The organism is Streptomyces sp. NPDC050617 (genome assembly GCF_040654795.1).
Classification (GTDB): Bacteria; Actinomycetota; Actinomycetes; order Streptomycetales; family Streptomycetaceae; genus Streptomyces.
In genome coordinates this window covers 54,119-79,937 of sequence record NZ_JBFAIS010000001.1, presented here as the reverse complement: position 1 = coordinate 79,937, position 25,819 = coordinate 54,119, and the positions used below count along the sequence as shown (strand labels likewise).

The following is a 25,819-nucleotide window of genomic DNA, read 5'->3' as shown; positions in this document are numbered from 1 at the left end:
CGGCCGGGTTCCCCGTGAGGGGGCCCGGCCGCCGCCGCGGAACCGTACGGCGGCCCCGCTACGACCAGGCGTCCGCCCGTTCCTCCGGATCGACGTGGACCTCGGGGTCGTGGCGGCCCTCGGGATCGTGGCGGGCCTCGGGGTCGTGCTGCTCCTCGGGGTCCTGTACGTACCGCAGTACGCCCCACATGGTCTGCTCGCCCGCGGCCTGGGCGGCGGCCTCCGTGTCCTGGCAGGCTTCCAGTTCCTCGCGGAGGGCCGCGGTGTCGATGCCGGAGCCGATCAGTACGAGCTGGGTGAGCCGCTCCTCGCCGCGGGCCCAGGGGGACGGGTAGAAGCGCAGGAAGTCGCCGACCGCGTGGACGGTGAACTTCTGCCGGCTGCCGGGCACTTCGAAGCGGACGATGCCCTTGATGCGGTAGAGGCCGGGCGGCCTGCTGTCGAGGAAGTCCATCAGGCGGCGCGGGTTCATGGGGGCTTCGGCGACGAAGGAGAGGCTGTCGTACGCCGCGTGCAGATGGCCGCTGTGGTCCTCGTGCCCGTGGTCGTCGCCGGCCACCAGGTCCTCGAAGGAGAGCTGCCGCACCGCCTCCGCGCGGTCGTCGCGGGGGCGGCGGTCGAAGAGCAGCTCCGGGTCGACGCGCCCGTACGAGGCCGGGATGACGGGCGTACCGGGGGCGAGCCCGGCCAACGTGACGAGCAGGTCATCGCGCTCGGCGTCCGCGACGCGGTCCGCCTTGTTGAGAACCACGAGGTCGGCGAGGCCGAGGTGGCGGTCGAGCTCGGGGTGCGCCGCGCGGGTACGGGCGAACTCGGCGGCGTCGACGACCTCGACGAGCCCGCCGTAGACGATGTCCTGGTTCTCGCTGGCCAGGATCATGCGGATGAGCTCCTGCGGCTCCGCGAGGCCGCTCGCCTCGATGACGATGACGTCGATGCGCGCCGCCGGGCGGGCCAGCCGGTCGAGGTAGTCGTCCAGCTCGCTGGTGTCGACGGCGCAGCACAGACAGCCGTTGCCGAGCGAGACCATCGAGTCGACCTGCCCGGCGACGGTCATCGCGTCGATCTCGACGCTCCCGAAGTCGTTGACGACCGCCCCGATCCGGCTGCCCCCGGCCCTGCTCAGCAGGTGGTTGAGCAGGGTGGTCTTGCCGGATCCCAGGAATCCCGCGAGCACGATGACCGGGATCTGTCGCTTGGCCAAGGGGGCGTCTCCATCGTTCGTCAGCGCACGGCGGGCACCGGCTGGGGCGGCGGCGGGCCGACGTAGCGGGCCGCCGGGCGGATGATCTTCGAGTCCTCCGCCTGCTCCAGGATATTGGCGCTCCAGCCGACGACCCGGGCGGCCGCGAACGTCGGGGTGAACATCGCGCGCGGCACCCCGCACAGCTCCATGACGACGCCCGCGTAGAACTCCACATTGGTGTGCAGCTCGCGGCCCGGCTTGAGCTCCGCGAGGAGCTCCAGGACGCGCCGCTCGACGTGCACGGCGAACTCGACCAGGGGGCCGCCGAACCGCTCCGCGACGCCGCGCAGCATGCGGGAGCGCGGGTCCTCGGTGCGGTAGACGGGGTGCCCGAAGCCCATGATCCGCTCCCCCGCCAGGACGCGTTCGCGGATCCAGGGGTCGACGCGGTCCGGGGTGCCGATGGCGTCGAGGGTGTCCAGGGCGCGGCTGGGCGCGCCGCCGTGCAGCGGGCCGGAGAGCGCTCCGACGGCTCCGACGAGGCAGGCGGCGAGATCGGCGCCGGTGGAGGCGATGACGCGGGCGGTGAAGGTGGAGGCGTTGAAGCCGTGGTCCACGGTGGAGACGAGGTACTGCTCGATGGCCCGCGCGCGCTCCGGCTCCGGCTCCGAACCGGTCATCATGTAGAGGTAGTTGGCCGCGTACGACAGGTCGTCGCGCGGTTCTACGGGCGCGAGCCCCTGGCCCAGCCGGTGCAGCGCGGTGAGCAGGGTGGGCACGGCCGCGCAGGCGGCGAGGGCGTCGGCCCGGCGGCGGTCGGCGTCGATGTCGTACAGCGGGCGGCCGCCCGAGGAGGCGCCGAGCAGGGAGAGCGCGGTGCGCAGCCCCGCGAGCGGGCCGGTGAGCGCGCAGGACCGGGCGATGGCGGGCAGGGCGTCGCGGACGTCGGCGGGCAGGTGGCGCAGGGCGGCGGTCTCGGCGGCGAAGGCCGCGCGCTGCCCGGCGTCGGGGAGGGAGCCACGGCACATCAGGTGCCAGACGTCCTCGAAGCCGCGGTTCTCGGCGAGTTCGATGGCCGAGTACTGGCGGTAGTGGTAGAAGCCCTCGCGCCCCCGGACGTCGCCCAGCGCCGTCTCGGTGACGACGACGCCCGCGAGCCCGCGGGGTACGTCGATCGGCGCGTTCGCCGCGGTGGTCGGCATGTTCGGTCTCCCTCGGTCTGTTTCGCTCATTGATTTGACTGTCTATGCTTGACTCGTTCGCTGTCAATATTGATTGAATCAATGTCGAGTCTAGGGTGAATCACTATCGATACGGTGTGACGCATGGTGGATCAAGAGGCGGATGGGGCTGGTGGGGCGGCGAGTCGTGAGCGCGAGCGGCTGACCACGCGGGAGGCGGCCGAACGGCTCGGCGTGAAGCCCGAGACGGTCTACGCGTACGTGAGCCGGGGCCAGCTGACGAGCCACCGCAGCCCCGGCGGGCGCGGCTCCACCTTCGACGCGCGGGAGGTCGACGCGCTCGTACGGCGCGGCGGCCGGCGCGAGTCGGCGGCCGGGGGCGACCCGGCGGTCCGTACCGGCATCACGCTCATCGACGCCGACCGCTACTACTTCCGCGGCGTGGACGCGACGGAGCTCGCCGGGCGGTACGGCTACGAGGAGGTCGCCGACTGGCTCTGGACCGGGCGGCTGCGGCCCGGCGCCCGGTTCACCGCCCCCGCCGAGGCGCTGGCGGCGGCGCGCCGCACGGTGGCGGCGCTGCCCGCGCACAGCGGCCCGATGGACCGGCTGCGCGTGGCGACCATCGCCGCGGCGGCCGCCGATCCGCTGCGCTTCGACCTCTCCCCCGAGGCGGTGCTGGGCGCCGCGCGGGGGCTGATCCCGACACTGGTCGACGCGTTGCCGCCGGCCGGGCGGGCGGGGAGCGCGGGGGTCGGTCGAAACTCCCGGCCGACGGCCGGAGGGGACGACGCGCACGCCGGACCGGTCGCCGCCGGAGAGATAGGCAAGGGCAACGGGTCAGTCGCGCCTGGGCAGTTCGACTGGCCGCCCGCCGAGGAAGCCGCGGCCGGCGAGAGCGGCCGGCTCGCCGAGCGGCTGTGGCTCCGGCTGACCGACCAGCCCGCCGACGAGCCGTCGCTACGAGCCCTCGAAGCCGCGCTCGTACTGCTCATCGACCACGATCTGGCCGCCTCCACGCTGGCCGTCCGCGTCGCCGCCTCCGCGCGGGCGCACCCGTACGCCGTCGTCTCCGCGGGTTTCGGCGCGCTCGACGGCCCGTTGCACGGCGCGGCCAGCGGGCTCGCGCACCGCATGCTGGCGGAGGTGCTGGAGCGCGGCAGCGCGGGGGCGGTCGTCTCCGACTATCTGCGGGCGGGCCGCCGGGTGCCGGGGCTCGGGCACCGCCTCTACCCCGGCGAGGACCCGCGCGCGCAGGCGCTGTTCGGCATGCTGGCGGACGTGCCGGGGGCGGCCGACGCACTGGCCGCCGCCCGCGACGTGGTGGCGGCCACCGCCCGGCACGCCTCGCTGCACGCGAATGTCGACCTCACGCTGGGCGTGCTGTCGGTCGCGGCCGGGATGCCGGTGGAGGCGGGCGAGACGGTCTTCGCCGTCGCCCGCACGGCGGGCTGGATCGCGCACGCCTTGGAGGAGTACGAGGAACGCCCCATGCGCATGCGCCCCAGCGGCCATTACCGCGGCCCGCGCCCGCCGCAGCCGCTGCCGCTGCCGCAGCCGTAGGGGCGCGGCCTCCGTCGAGAGCCCGGCTTCCCCAAGTGGTAAGCCCCGCCCGGCAACTCAGGTTAGGCTTACCTATGTGAGCACGTGCGCGACCGCTTCCCGTGACCTGTCCGAGCCGCTGGCCGGTACCGCCGCCACCGCCCGGACCTGGCTGCTGATCGAACAGCCCGGCCCCTGGGGCGCCGAGGCCCTCACCGCCAGCCGCCTCGAACCGGCCCTCGGGCGCGCCCTGGAGAAGGCCGCCGAGCCCCACGGGGTGCGCGTCGCGCTGATCCGCCGCCCCGCCCGTACCGCGGACTGCCGCGAACCGGCCGCCCGGCGCGTCTTCGCGGCCCACACCCTGCCGGGCCGCTCCTGGGTGCGTACGGCCGAGATCACCGACCCCGCACACCTGGCGGAGCTGGACTTCGCGGCGCTCGGGGCCGGCGACGAGCGCGGGCTGCGCGGCCCGTACGACTGGCGCGCGTACCTCGGCGACCCGCTCACGCTCGTGTGCACCAACGGCAAGCGGGACCGCTGCTGCGCCCTGCTGGGCCGCCCGCTCGCCGCCGAACTGGCGGCCTCGGAGACCGCCGCCGTCTGGGAGATCACCCACATCGGCGGCCACCGCTTCTCGCCGACGCTGGTCGTGCTGCCGTACGGATACGCGTACGGGCGGGCCACCGCGGCCGCCGTGAAAGAGGTGGTCGAGGCGGTGCGCGAGGGCCGGATGGTCACCGACGGCTGCCGCGGCCGGTCCGCGTGGGAGCGTCCGGCGCAGGCCGCCGAACTGGCGGTCCGGGAGCTGACCGGCGAAGACGCCGCCGACGCGTTCACGGTCGTACGGACCGAGGGCGCCGCGCCCTCGTGGACCGTGACGGTCGGCCACCGGGACGGCCGCCAGTGGTGGGTCGCGGTCGAGCAGGGCGCCGCGGAGCCGCCCCGGCCCGAGAGCTGCGGCAGGGCGCTCGGCTCCCCGGCCCGGATGGACGTAACGGGCGTGTTCGCGGTCGCCCCCGAGGACGGGCCCGCCACTGAATACGGAGTCGCTGCTGAACGCGGGACCGCTGCTGATCACGGAACCGCTCCAGCGCACGGGGGCGCCGCCGGACACCGGGCCGCCGCCGAGCACCGTCCGGGCGGCCGGCAGCGCGCCGCCGCCGACCACGAGGAGTGCCGGAGCCCGGCCCCTCAGCCCGCCTTCCTGACGAACTCCGTGGTGTAGGTCTTCTCCAGGTCCACGGTGGCGTTCTTCAGCGTCGGATTGAACGCCTTGAGCACTTCGTGCACGGTCCTCGGGCCGTCGGCCGGCATCACCCCGTCGTCGGTGAACATCGGCAGGCTGCTCTTGATGGCCTGTACGTACAGTTCCTTGCCGCCCTGCGCGTAGTCGGCGGGCATCTTGGCCGCGATCTCCTCGGGCGTGTGCGCCCGCATCCACTTCAGCGTCTTGACGAAGGCGTTGGCGAGCCTCTGCACGGTCGCCTTGTTGCCCTTCACCCAGTCGGTGTTCATATAGAGGCTCGCGGCGGGGTAGAGGCCGCCGAGCGCGGCCTTGGAGCCCTCGGGGGTGCGCATGTCGACGAGCACCTTCCCGGCGTCCTTGGCCACGACCTGCGCGACGGTCGGGTCGGTGGTCATGCCGCCGTCGATCGAGCCCTGCTGGAGCGCGGAGATGAACGTCTGGCCCGCCCCGACGGCGACCGGCGTGAACTCGCTGACGTCGACGCCGTTCCTGACCGCCAAGTACTTGGTGAGGAAGTCGGTGGACGAGCCGAGACCGGTCACCCCGAGCTTCTTGCCCTTGAAGTCCTTCGGGGAGCCGAGCCGCGACGCGGACTTCTTGGAGACCACCTCGACCTCGCCCGGCGTCCGCGCGAACTGCACCACCGACTCCACGTGCTTGCCCTTGACCTGGAGGTCGAGCGTGTGGTCGTAGAAGCCGACGACGCCCTGGACGTCCCCGGCGACCAGCGAGGTGGTGGCCTGCACGCCGGCGGGCTCGGTGAGCAGTTGGACGTCCACGCCCTCCCGCTTGAAGTAGCCGAGCTTCTGGGTGAGCATGGCCGGCAGATAGATGATCTTGTCCAGGCCGCCGACCATGATCTTGACCTGGCCGCCGCCGCCCGCGCCGCCACCTGAACCGCCGCCCGAACCGCCGGTGCCACCGCCCGAACCACCGCCCACCTGCGCGTCGTTGGCGCACGCGGCGAGCGAGAGGCAGAGCGCGCCCGCGACGGCCGCCGCGGAGATCCTGCTGAGAGTGCGCATCATCGTGTCCTTGAGATGAGGTCGGGAAACTGGTGATGTCCTTACGGCCCAGGGGCGGTCATACGGCCCCAGGGGGCATGCGATCCCGGGGCGGTCATATGGCCCCAGGGGGCATGCGACCCCGGGGCGGCCACATGGCCCCAGGGGGCATACAGCCCCGGAGGGCGGTCAGCGGTCGCCGCCGGAGCCGCCCGGCTTCCACCGGAACAGCCGCTTCTCCGCGAAGGTCAGCAGCCCCTCGGCCAGCAGCGCGACCACGGCGAGAATGACCATCGCCGCATAGACCCCGGCCGCGTTGAACGTGCCCTGGGAAGCCGAGACCAGCAGCCCGATCCCCTTCGTGGCGCCGATGTACTCGCCGACGATCGCGCCGATCAGCGCGAAGCCGAAGCTCACATGCAGGCTCGTGAAGATCCACGAGGTCGCGGACGGGACGACCACCTGGAGTGTCACCCTGCGGTTGCTCGCGCCCAGGATGCGGGCGTTGGCGACCAGGTTGCGGTCCACCTCGCGCGCCCCCTGGAACGCGTTGAAGAAGACGGGGAAGAAGACCAGCACCACGGCCGAGGCGACCTTGGAGGCCGGCCCGAGGCCGAACCAGATGAGGAAGATCGGCGCGAGCACAATCCGCGGCAGCGCGTTGAGCACCTTGATGTACGGGCCGAGCACATCGGCGAGGAAGGAGATCCGGCCGAGCGCGATCCCCAGCAGCACGCCGCCGAAGACGCCGATGAGCCAGCCGAGCAGCGCCTCGTAGAGCGTGTACCAGATCTGCTCCCCCAGCGAGCCCTGCGCGGTGCCGTGCCCCACCCACTGGACGATCTGGTCCCAGATCCTGGACGGCATCGAGAAGTTGAAGGCGTCGATGACGTCGTTGCGCGCCATGAGCTCCCAGGCGGCGATCACGGCGACCAGCAGCAGCACGCGCGTCGTGTGCACGAGCAGCCGACGGCTACGGGCAGCGCGCGCCCTGGCCTCCGTACGGCCCGTACCGCCCGTACGGCCCCCGTCGTCCCCGCCACCCCCGCCACCCCCACCGCCCGTAACGCTCTCCTCCAACACGGCTGCGGACGCGGGCGCGACAGCCGAACCCACCCGATCCGCCGACTCCCCCAACGGCTCACGCGGCATGGCCGGCCCCCCTCTCCCTCGTGATGCGGACCTCTTCGCCGAGCGACGACCAGATCTCCCGGTAGATCTCGATGAACCGCGGCTCCAGCCGCACCGACTCCACCCGGCGCGGGCGCGGCAGATCGACCGCGAAGGTCTCCTTGACCGTGGCGGGGCCCGCCGTCATCACCACCACCCGGTCGGCCAGCGCGATCGCCTCCTCCAGGTCGTGCGTGACGAAGACGACCGAGGCGGCGGTGTCCGGGGCCGACGCGCCGCCCCACAGCTCCAGCAGTTCGTCCGACATCAGCGCCCGCGTCTGCACGTCGAGCGCCGAGAACGGCTCGTCCATGAGGAGGATCCGCGGCTCCCCCACAAACGTCTGGGCGAGCGCGACGCGCTTGCGCTGACCGCCCGAGAGCTGGTGCGGATAGCGGTCCTCGAAGGCGCCGAGGCCCACCCGGTCCAGCCAGTCGCGGGCCCGCTCCCTGGCCGCCGCCTTGGGCACGCCGCGGAAGCGCGGCCCCGCCATGACGTTGGAGAGCACCGTGCGCCACGGGAAGACGGCGTCCTGCTGGAAGACGAAGCCGACCTCCGGCCTGATGCCGGTCACGGGCTCGCCGCCGATCAGCACCTCGCCCTCGGTCGGCTCCTCCAACCCGCTCACCAGCGTCAGCGTGGTCGACTTGCCGCAGCCCGTCGGCCCCACCACGGCCACGAACTCGCCCTGGCGCACGGTCAGACCGAGATCCCGTACGGCCGTGTGCCCGGCGCCCGAGGGCGTACGGAACACCTTGCTCGCGCCGCGCAGTTCGATGGCCGGGGCGGCGCCGGGGCCGGGGTCGCTGTTCTTGGTCATCGCCCACCTCCTGCCCCGCGGTCCCGAGCGGGGCGACTGGGGCTGGAGGCTAGGCGCGGCCTGCGGCGCGGCGGGAGTCTTGTGAGCACTGTGCGGCTTGAGCGCGCAAACCCTGTTCTGCTCGTTTTGCTCGCGCTACAACAGCACATGCGACACGGGACGGCGGCGACCGGAGGAGCGGGCGGGTCGCGACAGCGTGCTGTACGTGCTGTGCGCGCCGGGAGAACGGGCCCCGGACCGGGGCGGCGACAGCAGGGAAGGGACGCGCATGCACATCCGGTGGCCCCGCCGCGTCTTCGCCCAGGTCCTGCTCGTACAGCTGCTGATCACCACCGGCGTCACCGTCCTCGCGGCCGGCCTCTTCCTCGCCCCGCTCAGCGACCAGCTCGACGCCCAGGCGGCGCGCCGCGCCCTGGCCATCGCCGAGACCACCGCCGCCCGGCCGGACATCGCCCACGACGTGCTGGCCACCCGGCCCTCGGTCGACGGCCCGGTGCAGGCCGCGGCCGAACGCGTCCGGCGCGCGACCGGCGCCAGCTATGTGGTGATCGTCGACGCGCACGGCATCCGCTACTCCCACACCACCCCCGCCGAGGTCGGCCGGCCGGTCTCCACGGACCCGGGCGAGGCGCTGGCCGGGCACGAGTGGACCGGCATCGACCGCGGGACGCTCGGCCGCTCCGCCCGCGGCAAGGTCCCCCTGCGCGACTCCGCGGGCGCGGTCGTCGGCGCGGTCTCGGTCGGCATCGCCTACGACAGCGTGCGCGCCCTGCTTCTGCACGCCGTCCCCGGCATCCTTGAGTACGCGGGCGCCGCCCTGGGCGTCGGGGCCCTGGCCGCCCTCGTCGCCTCGCGGCGGCTGCGGCGGCGCACCCACGGCATCGAACTGTCCGAGATCTCCGCGCTCCTCGACGAGCGGGAGGCGATGCTGCACGGCATCCGCGAGGGCGTCGTCGCGCTCGACCGGCGCGGCCGGGTCCGGCTCGTCAACGACGAGGCGCAGCGGCTGCTCGGCCTGGCGGCGGGGGCCGGCGTCACCGGCCGCCCCCTCGACGAGGTGCTGCCGCCGGGCCGTACGACGGACGTCCTGGCGGGCCGGGTGGCCGGTACGGACCTGCTCACGGTCTGCGGCGGCCGGGTCCTGGTCGCCAACCGGATGGACACGGCCGACGGGGGCACGGTCGCGACGCTGCGCGACCGTACCGAACTGGAGGAGCTGGGGCGGGAGCTGGACGGCACCCGCGGACTCACCGAGGCACTGCGGGCCCAGGACCATGAGCACGCCAACCGGCTGCACACCATCGTGGGGCTGCTGGAGCTGGAGCTGTACAAGGAGGCCGCGGAGTTCGTCGCCGAGGTGGCCGGCGCGCACCGCGCGACCGCCGAGCAGGTGACCGAGCGCGTACGAGAACCGCTGGTCAGCGCGTTGCTGGTGGGCAAGAGCGCGATCGCCGCGGAGCGCGGCGCGGCGCTGCGGATCGCACCGGCCACCGATCTGCCGGACCGGGTCGTGGACCCCCGCGACCTGGTCACGGTCCTCGGGAACCTGGTCGACAACGCGCTGGACGCGGCGGGGGCGCCCGTACGGCGGGACGCGGGCGAGGCGCCCTTCGTCGAAGTGGAGCTGCGGGCCGAGGGCACGACGCTGCGGCTGCGCGTCTCGGACAACGGCCCCGGCGTCCCGGCGGCGGCGCGGAATCTGGTCTTCACCGACGGCTGGTCCACCAAGGAGCCGCCGCCGCACCGCCGTCGGGGCCTCGGCCTCGCGCTGGTGCGGCGGCTCGCCGAGCGGTACGGGGGCACGGCGGAGGTGACGCGGCGGGAGGGAGGCGGCGCGGTGTTCACGGTGGAGCTGCCGGAGGCGCTGCGCACTCCCCGAATCGGACCTGGACCCGCCCCACAGCCCGGCCCCGGACCCGTAACCGACCCCGACCCCGTAACCGACCCCGACCCCGGTCCCGACCCCGGGCCTGAATGCGAACTCGAACTCCGACTCGAAGGAGTGAAGCGATGATCGAGGTCCTGGTCGTGGACGACGACTTCCGCGTCGCCCGGATCAACGCCGCGTACGTGGCCAAGGTGCCCGGCTTCCACGTCCTGGGCACGGCGCACAACGCGGCCCAGGCGCTGGCGCTGCTGGAGCGCGGCGGCGTCGACCTGGTGCTGCTCGACCACTACCTGCCGGACGAGACGGGCCTGTCGCTGGTCCGCCGCATCCGGCAGTCCGGCCACCTCGCCGACGTGATCATGGTGACGGCGGCCCGCGACGTCGCCACCGTGCAGACGGCCATGCGGTTCGGGGCGCTCCAGTACATCGTCAAGCCGTTCACCTTCGCCGGACTGCGCGTCAAGCTCGACGCGTACGCGCAGTTGCGCCGCACCCTCGACGGCGCGCAGGAGGCGGGCCGTGAGGCCGGCCAGGACCAGGTGGACCGCATCTTCGGCACCCTGCGCACCGCCAGCACCATCACGCCCTTGCCCAAAGGCCACTCCGCCCCGACCGCCGAACTGATCCGCCGGGTCCTGTCGGACGCGTCGCTCCCCCTGTCCGCCCACGAGGTCGCCGAGCGCTCGGGGCTGAGCCGCTCGACGGCCCAGCGCTACCTCAAACAACTGGAAGGCTCGGGGAGGCTGCGCCTCACCCTGAAATACGGCGAAACGGGCCGCCCGGAGCACCGCTACAGCTGGGCGGAGGGCAGCCCGGCGGCGTAAGCGCTTCCGCCATGCGCCCCCTTTGTCGCCCTGGGGCCCCTCTAACGCTCGGGCTGGAAGAACTTCAACAGCCCCCGCGCGCCCTCGGGGGACATCAGAAGCTCCGTCATCCTCTGGGCCTCCCGCGCGGCCTCGGCCGCGCGCACGAACATCTCCTCCTCGTAGGCGCGGACGGCAGCCTCCACACGGCCGTCGCCGTTGCCGCCGACGGCTGCGGAGGCGAGCCGCAGCGCGAGTTCGGCGGCGTCGAGCATGGCCGTATTGGCGCCCAGTCCGGCGGGCGCCATCAGATGCGCGGCATCGCCGAGCAGCGTGACGCCGGGGACGGCGTCCCAGGTCAGGCCGATCGGCAGGGTGGCGATCGGGCGCGGCACGAAGGGTCCCTCGCACGCCCGGATCAGGGCTGCGCACTGCGGGGCCCAGTCGGCGAAGAGCTCCAGGAGGGCCGCGCGGACGCGGTCGGGATCGGGGTCGGCGAACGGACCGCCTGCGTCGGTGAGCCAGCCCTCGCCCGTATGGAAGCTGAGGTAGACGCGGACCCGCCCGTCGCCGTTGCGCTGGGTCGCGAGCGACTGGTCGGGGCCGAGGACCCAGTAGGTGCCGCGCCCGAGGGCCGCGGCCAGCTCGGGGTGGGTGCGGTCGAGGTCAGGTATGACGCCTTCGACGGTGTTGCGGCCGATATGAACGGGCCGGGCATCGGTCAGCAGCGGCCGGACCCGCGAGTACGCACCGTCCGCGCCGACGAGCAGGTCGCACTCGGCGGTGGAGCCGTCGGCGAAGCGGATCCGGTGCCCGCCGCCGGGCCAGGCGGTCGCCGACCGGAAGTCGCGCCCCCATTGAACGGCCTGCTCGGGGAGCGAGTCGAGCAGGATGTTCCGCAGGTCGGCACGGTCGACCTCGGGGCGCTCCAGCGGAGCGTCGTCGGGCGTGTCCTCCTGGAGGAGAAGCGTGCCGTCGGGCTCCAGCAGGCGCATGTCCTGGCCCTCCCCGCGGGCGACGGCGAGGAATTCCGCCTCCAGACCGGCCTCCCGCAGGGCCCGCTGCCCGCTCTCGCGGTGCAGGTCGAGCATGCCGCCTTGGGCGCGCGCGGCACGGGACGCCTCGCGCTCGTAGACGACGGCGTCGATGCCGTGGACCCGCAGCGTACGGGCGAGGGTCAGCCCGCCCGGTCCGGCTCCGATGATGGCTACGGCGATACTCACGGCGATCCGCCCCCAGGTGTCATTGACGCGCTTCGACAGGGCCACTTCGATATGGCCACATTGATATGGCACTTCGACATGGCGAGCGCCGCATCGCTCACCACAACTGCCGATACACCGTATCGAACAGTGCGCTGTATCGTTACTGATAAACCGGAAGAGCGGGACGGACGACCAACCGGAGCCAGGTGGAGGACGAGGCGTGATGGCGATACGACGGCGGCCCGAGCCTCACAGCGACCGGGCCGATGACTCCGATCTCGACGGGGACGCGGCCGACGGAGCCACGTTCTCGGCCGACACCCCCACGCTCGTATGGGAGCGCCCCGAGCCCCCGAGCCGTCCGGCGCCGTCCCCGCTGAGCAGGGACCGGATCGTACGGGCGGCCATCGCGCTCGCCGACGCGGACGGGCTGGACGCGGTGTCGCTGCGCAAGGTCGCCGCCGTGCTCGACGCGGGACCGATGCGGCTGTACCGCTACCTCTCCACCAAGGAGGAACTGCTCGACCTCATGGTCGACGAGGTCTACGGCGAGATCGACGCGCCCGAGCCGTCCGGCGGCGACTGGCGCCGCGACCTGCGGTCGCACGCGCGCCGCACCAGGGCGGCGGCCCTCAGGCACGAGTGGTTCGCCGACCTGCTCGGCGGGCGTCCGCACCTCGGCCCGAACGCGCTGGCCAACTTCGAATCGTCCCTGGCCGCGCTGCGCCGCGCCCCCGGCTTCGAGGGCATCGACACGGTCCTGGCCGCCGTCGAGGCAGTGGACGCGTACCTGGTCGGGGCGGTCCGCAAGGAGATCGCCGAACTGCGGGCCGAACGGTCCACCGGCCTGGACGAGCAGCAGTGGCAGGTCGCCGCCGGCCCGTACATCGGCCGCATGCTCGCCACCGGCCGCTATCCCGCCCTCTCCGAGGCCGTCGTGGACGCCGCCCCGCGCGACGCCGACACCGTCTTCGACACCGGCCTCACGTACATCCTGGACGGCATCGCCGCCCGCCTGCCCCGCCACTGACCACGCCGCCGGAGGGCCTTCAGGCGGCCCGTTCACACGCGCCCGCCGCCCGACACCGCCGCACCGGTGCAGGTGGCGGCCTCTGACGCCGCGTCGAGCGCCGCCTCCAGACCGCCTACCACCGCTCGCCGACCCTCTTCGCCTTCAGCCTCAACTCCGTCGATCCCGAAGCGGCCGCCTCGGCGGCGGCCGGACTCTTCGCCCAAGCGGCCAGTGGCAACCTGCGGCCGGTCGTCGACGAACAGATCCCGCCGGCCGAAGCCCGCCGTGCGCACGAACGCCTCGCATCGACCCCCGTATTCGGCAAGCTCACACTGCGCCCCTGACGCACCCGGCCGTCACGCGCGCCGCCTGCCGGTGGACCCCGTACCGGGCGGCGGGCATCGGCGTCGTCAACCGCCCGGCGCGCCCGGCGGCTTCGCGATGCCGTGCCGGTACGCGTACCGCACCGCCTGCGCCCGGTCCCGCACCCCCGTCTTGGCGAAGAGGTTGTTGATGTGCGTCTTCACCGTCGCGGTGGAGACATGCAGGCCACCGGCGATCTCGGCGTTGGAGAGCCCGTCGGCGACCAGCGCGAGCACCTCGGCCTCACGCGCGGTCAGCCCGTCCGGCAGCTCGCGGGGCGCCGCGGGAGCGGAGGCGGCTTCGGGGACGGGCGCGGCGAGCCGTTCCAGCAGCCGCCGCTGGATCTGCGGCGACAGCCCGGCCTCGCCGGACATGACATGCGCCACCGCTCGTACGATCTCGTCGCCGTCGGCGTCCTTGGTGAGGTAGCCGCGCGCGCCGGCCTGGAGCGCCGGGAAGAGCGAGTCGTCGTCGGCGTAGGTCGTCAGGACGACGACCTGCGTGGCCGGGTGCTCGGCGCGGACGCGCCGCGTCGCCTCGACGCCGTCGCAGCGCGGCATGCGCAGATCCATCAGGACCACGTCCGGGGCGTGTTCGGCGACCAGCCGCAGCGCTTCCTCGCCGTCGCCGGCCGAACCGACCACCTCGATGCCCGGCAACAGCCCCAGCAGCATCACGATGCCCTCGCGCACCACGGTCTGATCGTCGGCCACGACGACCCGAGCCGCCGGCCGCGACATGCCGTCCTCCGTCACACCGCCCCCTGTCCCGCGCGTCATCCGGGCACCCGCAGCCGCACCACGAACCCCTCCTGTCCCGGCCCCGCCGGGCCGGCCTCCAGGGTGCCGCCGAGCAGTTCGGCGCGCTCCCGCATCCCCAGGAGACCGTACCCGGAGCCGGTGGACGCGAGCCCCCCGGCCGCCCGCCGCGCTCCCCCGTCCCGGACCTCCAGCTCCACCTCGCCGTCCAGATAGGCGAATCTCACCCGGACCGGCGCTCCCGGAGCGTGCTTACGGACGTTCGTCAGCGCTTCCTGCGCGACCCGGCGCACCGCCAGCCCGGCCTCCGCGGGCAGTTGCCGGGGCTCGCCCGTCACCTCGACGGCGGCTCCCTGGGAGTCGGCGACCTCCCGCAGGAAGTCCCCGACCTGGGCCATCTCGCCCCGGAGAGCCGAGAGCGCCTGCCGCGTCTCGGCCAGCCCCTCACGGGCCATGCCGCGGGCCAGGACGACGCGCTCCAGGATCCGCTCGTCGCTCTCGCCGCGTTCGATCAGCAGCCGGGCCGCCTCCAGGTGCACCAGCTGCGCGGAGAGGCTGTGGGCGAGCACGTCGTGGATCTCGCGGGCGATCCGGGCGCGCTCGGCGAGCGCCGCGGACTCGGCCTCCGCCGCCCGCGCCGCGCGCTCCTGGGCCAGCAGCCGGAAGCCGGTGCCGCGTGCCTCCGCGTCGAGGCGGAGCGCGTAGCCGACCAGCGCGAGGCCGACGCAGGTCCCCGCGGTCACCACCGGCCGGTCCTCGTTCACCAGCCCGTACGCCAGTGCGTGGACCGCGGCGGCGGGAAGCGCGTACGCCATCGGCAGCCGCTCCACGGCGATGATCGCGCCCACGGCCCAGAGCGACCGGGCGGGGCTGTACGCCCCGAACAGTTGCACCACGAGCCCCAGGGTGAACAGCAGCCCCAACAGCCCCAGGGAGGGCAGCAGCCGGTGTTCCAGGGTGGTCCGGAAGTAGCCCCGCGCCACGGCCGCGAAGACCGCGATGCCGCCGGCCAGCACGAGCAGACCCCAGCCGTGGAAGGAGCCCTCCTGGAACGCCCGCCAGGCGATCAGCACGACCAGCGTGAACCTCACGCACTGGTTCATCGCGACCCGGCGGCGCGGAACCCCCTCGTGGGACAGCGCCTCCCGGTAGGGCCAGCCGGTCCAGCTCTCGACGGGCACGTACGGTCCTTCCGTCGCGGCGCGCTCACTCACCGGCCGGGACACGGTACGCCGGCCGCACCCCCTGAGCCTTCCAGACCACCAGACCGCTGCGGGCCAGCAGCATCGCGGCCGCGGTCAGCATGGTCGCGGACCCGCCCTGGTGGACCCCGGCCGCGGCCCCGACCGCGTGCAGGGCCAGCCGCAGCACCACGCCGCCCGCCCACACCAGGGCTGACGCCTTGCCGCCCTGGGCCCACAGCGCGCCCGACGCGTCGGACCACACCCGCGTGGTCCACGCCCAGCCCGCGCCCGTCGCCAGCCCGGCCAGCACCCCGGCCGCCAGCAGCGCCACCGAGACGGCCTCATGCGCGTGGTCGACCAGCCCCGGCTTCCGCACCGCCATGAAGACCAGCACCGCGGGCAGCACCCACCACCGCCGGACGTCCGACGCCACGCGCTGCGGCGCGAACTGGCGCAGCAGCACCAGTACGAGGACCGCGGCGATCACCACGGCTTCGACCAGACCGGACATGTCGGGAGCCTCCGTAGGCGCAGGAGCGGACAACGCTCCCGAACCTACGGAGATCCGTCGGCCGGCGGATCAGCGCACGGGTTGGCTCCGGGTGGAGACCGCCCCTCCACCCGGAGGTGGACCACCGGCGGCCGGGGCCCGGGCCGCCCCGATATGCCGGCACCGGTGCTCAGGCGTCGCTACACGGACACCAGGGCTCAGGCACCGGTGCTCGGGCACCGATCCTCAGGCGTCGATGCGGGAACGGTCCAGGGTGGACGCCGCGTTCGTGATGAACTCCTTCCGGGGCGCCACCTCATTGCCCATGAGCAGGTCGAAGGCCTGCTCCGCGCCCTCCAGGTCGCTGATGTTGATCCGCCGCAGGGTCCGCCGGCGCGGGTCCATCGTGGTCTCGGCCAACTGGTCCGCGTCCATCTCGCCGAGGCCCTTGTAGCGCTGGATGCTGTCCTTGTAGCGCGTCCCCTTGCGGTCGAACTCCAGCAGCGTCTGCCGCAGTTCGCTGTCCGAGTAGGTGTAGACGTACTTCTCCTGCCCCTTCTTGGGGTTCACCAGCTCGACCCGGTGCAGGGGCGGCACGGTGGCGAAGACCCGGCCGGCCTCGACCATCGGGCGCATATAGCGCTGGAAGAGCGTGAGCAGCAGGCAGCGGATGTGCGCGCCGTCGACGTCGGCGTCGACCATCAGCAGGACCTTGCCGTAACGCGCGGCGTCGATGTCGAAGGTGCGGCCCGAGCCGGCCCCTATCACCTGGATGATCGCGCCGCACTCGGCGTTCTTGAGCATGTCCGAGACGGACGACTTCTGGACGTTGAGGATCTTGCCGCGGATCGGCAGCAGCGCCTGGAACTCCGAATTCCGCGCGAGCTTCGCGGTGCCCAGCGCCGAGTCCCCCTCGACGATGAACAGCTCGCTGCGGTCCACGTCGTCGCTGCGGCAGTCGGCCAGCTTCGCGGGCAGCGAGGACGACTCCAGCGCGGTCTTCCGCCGCTGGGCCTCCTTGTGCTGCCGCGCCGCGATGCGCGTACGGGCCGCGGCGACGATCTTCTCCATGACCGACCGCGCCTGCTGCTTGGCGTCCCGCTTGGTCGAGGCCAGGAACGCCTTGAGCTCCTTGGCGACCACGTTGCCGACGATCCGGGCGGCCGCCGAGGTGCCGAGCACCTCCTTGGTCTGCCCCTCGAACTGCGGCTCCGCCAGCCGTACGGTCACGACCGCCGTGAGCCCCTCCATGGCGTCGTCCTTGACGACGTCGTCCTCCGCGACCCGCAGCAGCTTCGCGGAGCGCAGCACCTCGTTGACCGTCTTGGTCAGCGAGCGCTCGAAGCCGGAGACGTGGGTGCCGCCCTTGGGGGTGGCGATGATGTTCACGAAGGACCGGATAGTGGTGTCGTAGCCGGTGCCCCAGCGCAGTGCGATGTCGACGCCGAGCTCGCGGGTGACCTCGGTGGGGGTCATATGCCCGCGGTCGTCGAGGACCGGGACGGTCTCCTTGAAGGTGCCCTGGCCGCTGAGGCGCAGCACGTCGCAGACGGCCTTGTCCTGGGCGAGGTACTCGCAGAACTCGCTGATGCCGCCGTCGTAGCGAAAGGTCTCCTCGGTCTTCCCCTCCCCGTCGAGGCCCCGCTCGTCGCGCACGACGAGGGTCAGCCCCGGCACCAGGAAGGCGGTCTGCCGGGCCCGCCCGTGCAGCGTCTCCAGGGAGAGCTTGGCGTCCTTGAGGAAGATCTGCCGGTCCGCCCAGTAGCGGACCCTGGTGCCGGTGCGGGTCTTGGGCACCCGCTTGCCCTTGAGGAGGCCGCTCTCCGGGTCGAAGGGCGCGTCCGGCCCCGACTCGGTGAAGATGCCGGGGACGCCGCGGCGGAAGCTGATCGAGTGGGTCTTGCTGTTGCGGTCGACCTCGACGTCGAGCCGGGCGGAGAGGGCGTTGACGACGGAGGCGCCGACGCCGTGCAGGCCGCCGGAGGCGGCGTAGGACCCGCCGCCGAACTTGCCGCCGGCGTGCAGCTTGGTCATCACGACCTCGATGCCGGACAGGCCGGTCTTCGGCTCGACGTCGACGGGGATGCCGCGGCCGTTGTCCCGGACCTCCACGGACCCGTCGTCGTGGAGGATCACCTCGATGCGGTCGCAGTAGCCGCCCAGGGCCTCGTCGACGGAGTTGTCGATGATCTCCCAGAGGCAGTGCATCAGACCGCGGCTGTCGGTCGACCCGATGTACATGCCGGGGCGCTTGCGGACGGCTTCCAGGCCCTCAAGGACGAGTAGGTGCCGCGCGGTGTAGTTGGATTCGTCCCGGTCTGCCCCGGTCAGCAATGCGGTGGACGGCACGGACGTATCGGCGGTCACGCGGTTCGCTCCTCGCTGAATTTCTGTCTGACCCGAGTCCGGGTTCAGAGGTTGGCTCGGTCGCCGTTCAGAGGGTACCGACGCCTGATAGAGCCTTTGTGCCGCCACCCATGAGAACGCCCATGGTAGTCCAGAGTCGCTCGTACGTTCGATCCCTCAATGGAGTGACGCCCACATCACGTTCCCTTGGAGGCATGAACCATTTAGGCTCCGGGCACGTCCTCTTCAACAAGCCGGCAACCCAGCCGGGAGGACACATACCGACAAGCGACGTGAAACCGTAAGCCAACGCACTACGGCTCATTCGCCGCCAAACCGTCAGGATCCGACCCCTCGGAAGGAAGTTTCGAGGAAAAGCCGGCAGCGGGAACGTTTTCGGCCTGGTTGGATGTTGACCCTGGTACGACAGCTCGTCGAGCTAGAGAAGAGGCGACGTGACTACTGTTCTGACCCCCGCGAGCCCGCTGACGGCCGCAGACCGCTGCGACCGCTGCGGCGCCCAGGCTTACCTGCGCGTCGTTCTCATGAGCGGCGGTGAACTGCTGTTCTGCGCTCACCATGGGCGCAAGTTCGAGCCAGAACTCAAGAAGATCGCCGCGGAAATACAGGATGAGACGGAGCGGCTGACCGCTGCCCCGGCGTCCGCGTCCGCGTCCGACGAGGAACGCTGACACATCGCATCCACGACGAGCGAGGTCCGGCCAGGCCGGACAGCCGCGGGCGGCTATCCCGATCCAGGGAACGCCGCCCGCTCTCGTGTCCCGGCACGCCCGTGGGCAGGCCCGGCCCCTTCCAGGACCGGGCCTGCCCATGGCGCGGTTCAGTCGTGCCGGGCCACCAGCGGGGCGACCGCCGAGATCCGCGTGTAGACACCCGGGCTTCTGGGCTCCCCGCAGCCGCTGCCCCAGGACACGAGCCCGATGAGCCGCCCACGGGCCACCAGAGGCCCGCCGCTGTCCCCCTGGCAGGCATCGCGCCCGCCCCCCGGCTGCCCCGCGCAGAGCATCGACGAGGGCCGGTACGTACCGTCGGCGCTGCCCGGGTACGCGCGGCGGCACCGCGCGTCGTCCAGGACCCGCACCTGGGCCGCGTGCAGGGTGGAGGCGTAGCTCCCCTTGCCCGTGGTGTCGCCCCAGCCGTAGACCGCGGCCGTGGAGCCCGGCCGGTAGGCGGCGTCGCCCTTGGGGGCCATTCGGATGACGTCGGAGGCCGGCACCGGCTCCGCCAGCGTGAGCACCGCCACATCGCCGGCGTTGCTCACGGAGTCGTAGTCCGGGTTGACCCAGTCCTTCTTCAGCTCGATCTCGCGCCCACCGTTACCCCCCAGATCCTCGCGCCCGACGAGAACGCGCAGGTCCCGGACGTCCTGCCGATCCACGCCGAGCACTTCCCGGCCCAGGCAGTGTGCGGCGGTGACCACCGCCGTGCGCGAGACCATCACACCGCCGCAGAACTGCCCCGAGCGCGCCGTGCCGAAGCGGCTCCGGCTGGCCAGGGCCACCACCCAGGGGGCGTCCGCGACCTCCACCTGCTGCCCCCCGACGACTATCCGGTCCGCCGACGCCGGACTCGGAACCGCCACCACCAGCGCGAGGGCACCAAGCATCGCGGAAATAAGAGAACGCATACGACCTCCTGACCGTGCGGAGTGTAGTGCGTACCCAGCGTCACTCCGTACGGCCGTCGTCGCATCCCGACATCGCGCGCCCCCGTACCACGACGAAGCGCCCCCGACCGTGGAACTCATCGGCCGGGGGCGCTTCGTCACGTCAGAGCGTCAGGCTCAGTCCAGGTAGTCGCGGAGCACCTGGGAGCGCGACGGGTGGCGCAGCTTCGACATGGTCTTCGACTCGATCTGGCGGATGCGCTCGCGCGTCACCCCGTAGACCTTGCCGATCTCGTCGAGGGTCTTCGGCTGTCCGTCGGTGAGGCCGAACCGCATGGACACCACACCGGCCTCGCGCTCGCTGAGCGTGTCGAGCACGGAGTGCAGCTGCTCCTGGAGGAGCGTGAAGCTGACCGCGTCGGCGGGGACGACCGCCTCGGAGTCCTCGATGAGGTCGCCGAACTCGCTGTCGCCGTCCTCACCCAGCGGGGTGTGCAGCGAGATGGGCTCGCGGCCGTACTTCTGGACCTCGATGACCTTCTCGGGGGTCATGTCGAGCTCCTTGGCCAGCTCCTCCGGGGTGGGCTCGCGGCCCAGGTCCTGGAGCATCTGGCGCTGGACACGCGCGAGCTTGTTGATGACCTCGACCATGTGCACCGGGATGCGGATGGTGCGGGCCTGGTCGGCCATGGCGCGCGTGATCGCCTGCCGGATCCACCACGTCGCGTACGTCGAGAACTTGTAGCCCTTGGTGTAGTCGAACTTCTCGACCGCGCGGATCAGACCGAGGTTGCCCTCCTGGATGAGGTCCAGGAAGAGCATGCCGCGGCCGGTGTAGCGCTTGGCCAGGGAGACCACCAGACGGAGGTTGGCCTCCAGCAGGTGGTTCTTGGCGCGGCGGCCGTCCTCGGCGATGATCTCCAGCTCGCGCTTGAGCTTCGGCGCGAGCTTGTCGGAGTTGGCCAGCTTGTCCTCGGCGAACAGCCCCGCCTCGATGCGCTTGGCGAGCTCGACCTCCTGCTCGGCGTTGAGCAGCGGGACCTTGCCGATCTGCTTGAGGTAGTCCTTGACCGGGTCGGCGGTGGCGCCGGCCACGGCGACCTGCTGGGCCGGGGCGTCGTCCTCGTCGTCGTCGGAGAGGACGAAGCCCTTGTTCTCGCCGCCCTCTTCCTCTTCCTCGGGCTTGCCCGGCGTCGGCACCTCTTCGACCTCGTCGTCGAGGATCTCGTCGACGTCCTTCTTGCCGGCGGTCTTCTTCGCGGCCGTCTTCTTCGCGGTGGCCTTCTTCGCCACCGTCTTCTTGGCCACGGCCTTCTTGGCGGCGGCCTTCTTCGCGGGCGATGCCATGGCGTCGTCGGTCTCGCCGTCCGTCACCTCGGCCGCGGCGGCGGACGTGGTGGCAGCGGTGGTGGCCTTCTTGGCCGTAACCGCCTTGGCCGCCACCGCCTTGGTGGCAGTGCGCTTCGCCGGGCTCTTCGCTGCGACGCTCTTGCGGGTGCGCTTGGGCGCCTCTGCGGCACTGACCATCAGCGTCACACCCTCCTCGTCGAGGACCTGGTTGAGGCTGCGCAGAACGTTCTTCCACTGGGTTGGCGGAATCTGGTCAGCCTCGAAGGCCCGACGCACGTCATCGCCGGCGATCTGCCCCTCAGCCTTTCCCCGCTCGATGAGCGCCAACAGAGACTCGGATTCGGCGATCTCCGTGGGGAGCGTACGGGATGTGCTGGCCGACACGAACAACCTCTCGGAACGATGGAAATGGCTTCCGACCCCGTCCACAATGGACCGGAGCCGACGACCGACGGCAGGATGAACCGACGGCGCGGGCGGGAGTGCGGAGCTGTACAGCGTCTCTGGCGAGAGCTGTATTCCCTCCTCTGCTGCCACCTCTTTAGTCATCGCACTGCCTCAAAGAGCGTTACGCCCAATCATCGTGGCCCGAGTCACACCGCATAACAGGACGAGACGCATCACACGAGGACAGTTCGCTCCCCGCCGCCGGACCCGGGCCAGGGTCCGGCGGCGCCGGTACCGCTCATGGAGCCCGTACGGTCAGTGCTCGCGCGGCGCCGGCACCACGCGCTCGACCTCGGGGTGGACGGTGAGCAGTTGGCGCATCGCGGCCTCGGCGCCCGCCGGGTCCCCCGCGCCGATCGCCTCGACGATCCGCAGGTGGTGCCCGACGCCGGTCTCGCTGGGGCGGTCGCAGCCGACGACCGGGCCGCCCGAGACGTGCAGGGCGGAGGAGACGATGCCGGAGAGGTGCTCCAGCATGCGGTTGCCCGCGACCTGCAGCAGCAGCGAGTGGAACTCGTTGTCCGCGCGGGAGAAGGTCAGCGAGTCGTTCTGAGTCAGCGCGTGGCCCATGATCTCGGCCATGTCGGCGAGGCGCTGCTGAAGGTCCTCGCGCCCGTGGCCCGCGGCGAGCCGGGCCGCGAGCGGCTCGATGGTCCAGCGCAGCTCGCACAGCTCGCGGCGCTGGTCCTCGCGCTGCGGCCCGAACGCCCGCCACTCGATGATGTCCGGGTCGAGGAGGTTCCAGTCGCTGACGGGCCGGACCCGGGTGCCGACATTGGGCCGGGCGCTGACCAGCCCCTTGGCCTCGAGGACGCGCAGCGACTCGCGGACGACGGTACGGGACACCTCGAAACGCTGGCCGATCTCCTCGGGGACCAGCGGGCGGTCGGCGCCCAGGTCCCCGGAGACGATCATCTGGCCGAGTTGCTGGACGAGTTGGCCGTGCAGCCCGCGGCCCCGGCTGCCGGCGGCCCTGCGGCCGCCGCCCCGGCCCAGCTCCGCGTCACCTCCGTCCCAGGACGGGGCGCCGCCGCGGTCGGCGCCGGAGGCGCCCGCGTAGGAGTAGCGGTCAAGCTCGCCCGGAGCTGCGAGGCCGGTGTCGGCGGGGCGAGCCGCGGTCATCATGGTGTGCGCAAGGGTACTCACGCATCCTTTGTCGGCGACGCCCCGGAAACCCTTGAGTTCTTTGGTGAAAAGCACACGAAAGGGTGATCGCGCATTACCTCATAATTGACGCCTTATCGGACACAATCGGGCGCCCCTCGGGGATAGCGGGCCGATCATGCGACTGACCCCCTCCGCCCCCACCTCCACGCCACCGAAGCGGCCGCCCCCGGAGCGCGGTGAGCGCGTAGGCGCAGAGCAGTACGGCGAGCAAGAGCGCCAGCGCCCAGCCCACGGGATGCGCCGGCAGCCGCAGGACGGCCGACATCCCCTGATCGACACCGGCCGGCCACTGCATCAAGGCCACCGACCGGAGCCGGTCCGGCAGCCCGATGATCGACCGGGCCGACGGGTCGGCCAGCACCTGACGCACCACCGGCACCATCACCACCGGCATCGCCAGTACCGCGGCCAGCCCCATCAACGCGGACCGGAACACCCCCGCGGCCAGCAGCCCGGCCCAGGCGCACCCCACCACGAGCCCGGCCCACCCCACGACGAGCGCGGGCCAGCCGGCGGGAATCGCCGCCGCCCCGGCCCCGTAGAGGAAGCGCAGCGCGAACCCGTCGAGCACGAGGACGGCGAGCGCGAGCAGCAGTGCGGTGGCGGCGCTGACCGCGAGCTTGGCGCCCAGCAGACCGAGGCGGCGCGGGAGCGCGCCCTGATCCGGGGAGAGCGCGGGGTAGCGGAACTCCTGGCCGAAGGCGAGCGCCCCGAGCAGCCCGGCCCCCACCGCGGCCGGCGGCAGCGGGAAGACGTCCGGCCAGCCCGCGAACAGGGGCAGCGCCGAAGGCTGCCCGTTGCGGGCGATCAGCACGGAGGCCAGCAGCGAGGCGGCCAGTGAGACCGCCGCGACCACCCAGCCGGGGCGCGCCCCGGCGGCCCGGCGCAGCTCGTAGCGGAACGGCTGCACAGGCCCCGGCGGCGGCAGCCGCCCGAAAGCGTGCGACGCCGGAACGGACTCCACGGCCGGCCCCGCGGGCAGCCCCGCAGCGGGAGGCCCCACGGGCCGCTCGGCGCCATCGCCCGCACCGTCCGACACCGGGGCCGCCCCCGCCCCTCCCTCCTCCCCCTCCCCTCGCGCGCTCGCCACGGCCGCCGCCGGCAGCGGCTCGCCCTTACCCGTACGGCGGCCGTCGGCCCGCTGGAGCGGGGCCGCCGGGGCGGTGTCACCGCTCTCCTCGGCGAGTCGGTGCACCACGATGCCGTTCCGGTACGCGACCTCCCCCACAGTCGCGCACGTGCTGCCGTAGACGGAGATGCGGCTCCCGCCCTCGCGCACCACCTCGACGGGCTTGTCCGAGCCGTGCGACTCATCAGCGAGGAGCGCGGCGAGCCGCTCCGCGAGCGGCGACCGTACGGCGACCCGCGGCCGCAGCCGGGTACGGGCGAAGTCCGCGACCTCCTGATCCGCCAGCAGGCACCCGGCCTCGACGGTGACCACCCGGTCGGCGATCCGAGCGGCCTCCTTCGGCTCGCGAGAGGTGACCAGCACGACGCCGCCCTGTTCCGCATACCCCCGCAACAGACCGTGCAGCCAGGCGGTTTCGCGCGGCGAGAGCCCCTGCGCGGGCTCGTCGAGCACCAGGGTGTGCGGGTCGCCGAGGAGCGCCGCCGCGAGGCCCAGCCGGCGGTCCATGCCGAGCGAGAAGTCACCGAGCCGCTGATCGGCGAGACCGCTGAGCCCGACGACTTCGAGGACGTCGTCAGCGCGTTCGGCCGGCACCCCGACGGCCGCGCTCAGCATCCGCAGGTGACCACGGGCCGTTCGGGCGGGGTGGCCGGGCAGGTCGCCGAGGAGCACACCGATCTCGCGGGCGGGGTGCGGGATCCTGTGCAGCGGACGCCCCCTGAAGAGGGCGACGCCTCGGCCGGGGTCGAGCCGGAGCAGCAGGCGCAGCGCACTGGTCTTACCGGCCCCGGAGTCCCCGAGCAGCACCGTGACGCGTCCCGAGTGCGCTTCGAAGGTGAGGTCGTCGACGGCGGGTGGCTGGTTGCGGCGGGGGACACTGGTCAGCCCGATGGCCTGGATCATGGCTTCTCTCGCGGGGCGTGAGACCGCTGGGCGGCGCATACGGAAGGGCGGGGGATGTACCCCGGCACGGTAACCCGTTATGTCCCATTTATGGTGCACCTGGCGCTTCCCAGCGCCGCCCGTGTCCGATCCCCTCCCCCCGTCGGACACCCCGCCCCGTCCCGTGTCAGGCGCCCCACAGGCCAGGGACCAGGCGTCAGGCTCAGGCGTCCGGCCGCAGCATCGGAGGGTTCAGCAGCGTCGCGCCTCCCGCCCGGAAGAGCTGCGCCGGTCGGCCGCCCTGACGCGTCGTCGTCCCGCCCGTGGGCACCAGGAAGCCTGGCGTGCCGGTCACCTTGCGGTGGAAGTTGCGGGGGTCCAGCGCGACGCCCCACACCGCCTCGTACACCCGGCGCAGCTCCCCCACCGTGAACTCCTGCGGGCAGAACGCCGTGGCCAGCGACGAGTACTCGATCTTGGACCGGGCCCGCTCCACGCCGTCCGCCAGGATGCGGGCGTGGTCGAACGCGAGCGGGGCCGCCTGTTCCCCGTCCCGGCCGAAGCCGCTCTCCTGGTCGAGCAGATCGTCCACCGGCGCCCAGCGCACGCTGCGCGCGTCTCCCCCGGCGCGGGGCGCGGGCAGATCCGGGGCGAGCGCGAGGTGGGCGACGCTCACCACCCGCATCCGGGGGTCGCGCTTGGGGTCGCCGTAGGTCCCCAGCTGTTCGAGGTGCGCGGCGTTGGCGGGCACGGTGCCCGCGGGGTCCTGCGCCAGCAGCCCGGTCTCCTCGGCCAACTCCCTGGCCGCCGCCGCGCCCAGGTCCTCATCGATGCGCACGAAGCCGCCCGGCAGGGCCCAGCGTCCTTGGTAGGGCGGCTCACCACGGCGGACGGCCAGGGAACACAGCGCGTGGCGGCGCACGGTGAGCACGACCAAGTCGACGGTTACGGCGAAGGGCGGGAAGGCCGACGGGTCGTAGGGCATGACGCGATCATAGTCGTCTGCTTGACGATAAACA

20 protein-coding genes and 2 pseudogenes are annotated in these 25,819 nt (G+C 72.7%); 7 read left to right on the top strand and 15 right to left on the bottom strand.

Translation table 11 applies throughout. From position 1 onward, the window contains the following. Positions 1-58: 58 nt before the first annotated feature. Both AB0I49_RS00345 and AB0I49_RS00340 read right to left on the bottom strand, forming a co-directional pair. A complete protein-coding gene (locus AB0I49_RS00345; protein WP_363224467.1) occupies positions 59-1,204 on the bottom strand; it encodes a GTP-binding protein in 1,146 nt (381 codons plus the stop codon). Positions 1,205-1,224: 20 nt separating this feature from the next. Next, positions 1,225-2,388, bottom strand: a complete 1,164-nt coding sequence (locus AB0I49_RS00340; protein WP_363224466.1) for a citrate synthase/methylcitrate synthase — start codon at positions 2,386-2,388, stop codon at positions 1,225-1,227. 123 nt (positions 2,389-2,511) lie between these two features. Here AB0I49_RS00340 and AB0I49_RS00335 point away from each other — a divergent pair, with 123 nt between their 5' ends. Further along, positions 2,512-3,930, top strand: a complete 1,419-nt coding sequence (locus tag AB0I49_RS00335) for a citrate/2-methylcitrate synthase (RefSeq protein WP_363224465.1) — start codon at positions 2,512-2,514, stop codon at positions 3,928-3,930. A gap of 76 nt (positions 3,931-4,006) precedes the next feature. Next, positions 4,007-4,903 (top strand): annotated as a pseudogene (locus tag AB0I49_RS00330) (sucrase ferredoxin); the annotation flags it as partial. 197 nt (positions 4,904-5,100) lie between these two features. Here AB0I49_RS00330 and AB0I49_RS00325 read toward each other — a convergent pair. The 3 genes from AB0I49_RS00325 to AB0I49_RS00315 form a co-directional block, all read right to left on the bottom strand. Continuing rightward, positions 5,101-6,180, bottom strand: coding sequence for an ABC transporter substrate-binding protein (locus AB0I49_RS00325; RefSeq protein WP_363224464.1), 1,080 nt, complete (start codon positions 6,178-6,180; stop codon positions 5,101-5,103). 168 nt (positions 6,181-6,348) lie between these two features. Further along, positions 6,349-7,239 (bottom strand): ABC transporter permease, encoded by an 891-nt coding sequence (locus AB0I49_RS00320; protein WP_363224943.1) that lies wholly within the window; start codon positions 7,237-7,239, stop codon positions 6,349-6,351. Positions 7,240-7,300: 61 nt separating this feature from the next. After that, the gene (locus AB0I49_RS00315; RefSeq protein ID WP_363224463.1) at positions 7,301-8,149 is read right to left on the bottom strand and encodes an ABC transporter ATP-binding protein; all 849 of its coding nucleotides are present in this window, start codon (positions 8,147-8,149) and stop codon (positions 7,301-7,303) included. A 268-nt stretch (positions 8,150-8,417) separates the two neighbouring features. Between AB0I49_RS00315 and AB0I49_RS00310 the strand changes: the two genes are divergently transcribed. Together AB0I49_RS00310 and AB0I49_RS00305 are read left to right on the top strand one after the other, a co-directional pair. Continuing rightward, positions 8,418-10,163 (top strand): sensor histidine kinase, encoded by a 1,746-nt coding sequence (locus AB0I49_RS00310; protein WP_363224942.1) that lies wholly within the window; start codon positions 8,418-8,420, stop codon positions 10,161-10,163. After that, positions 10,160-10,861 (top strand): response regulator, encoded by a 702-nt coding sequence (locus AB0I49_RS00305; protein ID WP_363224462.1) that lies wholly within the window; start codon positions 10,160-10,162, stop codon positions 10,859-10,861. The genes AB0I49_RS00310 and AB0I49_RS00305 overlap by 4 nt, the downstream gene beginning before the upstream one ends. A 41-nt stretch (positions 10,862-10,902) precedes the next feature. Here AB0I49_RS00305 and AB0I49_RS00300 read toward each other — a convergent pair whose 3' ends face one another. Then, positions 10,903-12,057, bottom strand: coding sequence for an NAD(P)/FAD-dependent oxidoreductase (locus tag AB0I49_RS00300; protein WP_363224941.1), 1,155 nt, complete (start codon positions 12,055-12,057; stop codon positions 10,903-10,905). A gap of 211 nt (positions 12,058-12,268) precedes the next feature. On the opposite strand from AB0I49_RS00300, the gene AB0I49_RS00295 reads away from it, so the two are divergent. Together AB0I49_RS00295 and AB0I49_RS00290 are read left to right on the top strand one after the other, a co-directional pair. After that, a complete protein-coding gene (locus AB0I49_RS00295; RefSeq protein ID WP_363224461.1) occupies positions 12,269-13,075 on the top strand; it encodes a TetR/AcrR family transcriptional regulator in 807 nt (268 codons plus the stop codon). A 218-nt stretch (positions 13,076-13,293) separates the two neighbouring features. Continuing rightward, positions 13,294-13,401, top strand: a pseudogene (locus AB0I49_RS00290) (Zn-dependent oxidoreductase); the annotation flags it as partial. 66 nt (positions 13,402-13,467) lie between these two features. On the opposite strand, the gene AB0I49_RS00285 reads toward AB0I49_RS00290, so the two are convergent. From AB0I49_RS00285 to AB0I49_RS00270, 4 genes are all read right to left on the bottom strand, one after another. Continuing rightward, entirely contained in the window at positions 13,468-14,160 is a 693-nt protein-coding gene (locus AB0I49_RS00285) for a response regulator transcription factor (protein ID WP_363224460.1), read from the bottom strand. Between the two features lie 35 nt (positions 14,161-14,195). Continuing rightward, positions 14,196-15,359, bottom strand: coding sequence for a histidine kinase (locus AB0I49_RS00280; protein ID WP_363224459.1), 1,164 nt, complete (start codon positions 15,357-15,359; stop codon positions 14,196-14,198). Between the two features lie 25 nt (positions 15,360-15,384). Beyond that, positions 15,385-15,873, bottom strand: a complete 489-nt coding sequence (locus tag AB0I49_RS00275; protein ID WP_363224458.1) for a DUF1453 domain-containing protein — start codon at positions 15,871-15,873, stop codon at positions 15,385-15,387. A 225-nt stretch (positions 15,874-16,098) separates the two neighbouring features. Further along, entirely contained in the window at positions 16,099-18,219 is a 2,121-nt protein-coding gene (locus tag AB0I49_RS00270; RefSeq protein WP_363224457.1) for a DNA topoisomerase IV subunit B, read from the bottom strand. Between the two features lie 434 nt (positions 18,220-18,653). Between AB0I49_RS00270 and AB0I49_RS00265 the strand changes: the two genes are divergently transcribed. Further along, positions 18,654-18,890, top strand: a complete 237-nt coding sequence (locus AB0I49_RS00265; protein WP_363224456.1) for a hypothetical protein — start codon at positions 18,654-18,656, stop codon at positions 18,888-18,890. 149 nt (positions 18,891-19,039) lie between these two features. On the opposite strand, the gene AB0I49_RS00260 is transcribed toward AB0I49_RS00265, so the two are convergent. The 5 genes from AB0I49_RS00260 to AB0I49_RS00240 all read right to left on the bottom strand — a co-directional run bounded on the left by AB0I49_RS00260 (position 19,040) and on the right by AB0I49_RS00240 (position 25,785). Then, positions 19,040-19,846 carry a serine protease gene (locus AB0I49_RS00260; protein ID WP_363224454.1) on the bottom strand — a complete coding sequence of 269 codons (807 nt, stop codon included), beginning with the start codon at positions 19,844-19,846 and terminating at the stop codon, positions 19,040-19,042. A 156-nt stretch (positions 19,847-20,002) separates the two neighbouring features. Next, on the bottom strand, positions 20,003-21,559 hold the full coding sequence (locus tag AB0I49_RS00255; protein WP_363224453.1) for an RNA polymerase sigma factor: 1,557 nt from the start codon (positions 21,557-21,559) through the stop codon (positions 20,003-20,005). Between the two features lie 318 nt (positions 21,560-21,877). Further along, complete coding sequence (locus tag AB0I49_RS00250; RefSeq protein WP_363224452.1) at positions 21,878-22,822, bottom strand: FadR/GntR family transcriptional regulator; 945 nt, start codon at positions 22,820-22,822, stop codon at positions 21,878-21,880. A gap of 19 nt (positions 22,823-22,841) precedes the next feature. After that, positions 22,842-24,821 carry an ATP-binding cassette domain-containing protein gene (locus AB0I49_RS00245; protein WP_363224451.1) on the bottom strand — a complete coding sequence of 660 codons (1,980 nt, stop codon included), beginning with the start codon at positions 24,819-24,821 and terminating at the stop codon, positions 22,842-22,844. 202 nt (positions 24,822-25,023) lie between these two features. After that, positions 25,024-25,785, bottom strand: coding sequence for an NUDIX hydrolase (locus AB0I49_RS00240; protein WP_363224450.1), 762 nt, complete (start codon positions 25,783-25,785; stop codon positions 25,024-25,026). Between the last annotated feature and the right edge of the window lie 34 nt (positions 25,786-25,819).